The sequence below is a fragment of the Streptomyces phytophilus genome, from assembly GCF_013870535.1.
In the GTDB taxonomy this organism is placed as follows: domain Bacteria; phylum Actinomycetota; class Actinomycetes; order Streptomycetales; family Streptomycetaceae; genus Streptomyces; species Streptomyces phytophilus.
This window is the reverse complement of the sequence record NZ_JACBXC010001341.1, coordinates 1-1,587: the sequence shown is the minus strand read 5'-3', so window position 1 is coordinate 1,587 and position 1,587 is coordinate 1. Positions and strand designations below refer to the sequence as shown.

Annotated in this window: 1 protein-coding gene; it reads left to right on the top strand. The window is 68.6% G+C overall.

All coding sequences use genetic code 11. From position 1 onward, the window contains the following. The first annotated feature begins 77 nt into the window (after nucleotides 1-77). Nucleotides 78-1,439 carry a gamma-glutamylpolyamine synthetase GlnA2 gene (gene glnA2 / locus H5J30_RS32195; protein WP_181791163.1) on the top strand — a complete coding sequence of 454 codons (1,362 nt, stop codon included), beginning with the start codon at nucleotides 78-80 and terminating at the stop codon, nucleotides 1,437-1,439. The last annotated feature ends 148 nt before the right edge of the window (nucleotides 1,440-1,587 follow it).

The window sequence follows — 1,587 nt, the reverse complement described above, 5'->3', positions numbered from 1 at the left end:
AAACGCGGCGGAAACTCCCTACCGTGATACTGAGGGCTCGCGCCCGCGCCATCGAATCACCTGCGAGGATGTGGACCATGGAGAAGCAGCAGGAGTTCGTGCTCCGGACCCTGGAGGAGCGCGACATCCGGTTCGTGCGGCTGTGGTTCACCGACGTGCTGGGCTTCCTGAAGTCCGTCGCCGTCGCCCCCGCCGAGCTGGAGCAGGCGTTCGACGAGGGCATCGGCTTCGACGGCTCCGCCATCGAGGGCTTCGCCCGGGTGCACGAGTCGGACATGCTCGCCAAGCCCGACCCCGGCACGTTCCAGGTGCTGCCGTGGCGCGCGGAGACCCCCGGCACGGCACGGATGTTCTGCGACATCCTCATGCCCGGCGGCTCACCGTCCTTCGCCGACCCGCGGTACGTGCTGAAGCGGATCCTCGCGAAGACCTCCGACCTGGGCTTCACCTTCTACACCCACCCCGAGATCGAGTTCTTCCTGCTGAAGGAGAAGCCGGTCGACGGCAGCCGCCCGCTGCCCGCCGACAACTCGGGCTACTTCGACCACACCCCGCAGAACGTCGGCATGGACTTCCGCCGGCAGGCGATCACGATGCTGGAGTCGATGGGCATCTCGGTGGAGTTCTCGCACCACGAGGGCGCCCCGGGCCAGCAGGAGATCGACCTGCGCTACGCGGACGCGCTGGCGACCGCCGACAACATCATGACGTTCCGGCTGATCATGAAGCAGGTGGCGCTGGAGCAGGGCGTGCAGGCGACGTTCATGCCGAAGCCGTTCTCGGAGTACCCGGGCTCCGGGATGCACACCCACCTGTCGCTCTTCGAGGGCGACCGCAACGCCTTCCACGAGTCGGGCTCGGAGTTCCAGCTCTCGAAGGTCGGCCGCTCCTTCATCGCCGGGCTGCTGCGCCACGCCGCGGAGGTCTCCGCGGTGACCAACCAGTGGGTCAACTCGTACAAGCGCATCTGGGGCGGCTCCCAGCGCACCGCCGGCGCGGGCGGGGAGGCGCCGTCGTACATCTGCTGGGGCCACAACAACCGCTCCGCCCTCGTCCGCGTCCCCCTCTACAAGCCGGGCAAGACCGGCTCCACCCGCATCGAGGTCCGCTCCATCGACTCCGGCTGCAACCCCTACCTGGCGTACGCGATGCTGCTGGCCGCCGGCCTGAAGGGCGTCGAGGAGGGCTACGAGCTGCCGCCGGGCGCCGAGGACGACGTGTGGGCGCTGACCGACGCGGAGCGGCGCGCGATGGGCATCGAGCCGCTGCCGCAGAACCTCGGCGAGGCGATCGGGCTGATGGAGCGCAGCGAGATCTGCGCGGAGACCCTCGGCGAGCACGTCTTCGACTTCTTCCTGCGGAACAAGAAGCAGGAGTGGGAGGAGTACCGCTCGGAGGTCACGGCCTTCGAGCTGCGCAAGAGCCTCCCGGTCCTGTAGCGCGCGGGTCCGCCCGCAGTTCCGGTACGTCCTTCTCCCCCGGTCGGTGGCGCGCCACCGGTTGACGTCGGGCACCGAGCAGCTTATGCATGAGTTATGCATGAAACCGATGAGATCCGGACCGCGAACCTCTTCGGCGCCGCCGCGC

What these genes read in the sequence shown, in the direction of transcription:
- glnA2 (WP_181791163.1), top strand. Translation starts at nt 78, where the DNA reads ATGGAGAAGCAGCAGGAGTTCGTGCTCCGGACCCTGGAGGAGCGCGAC.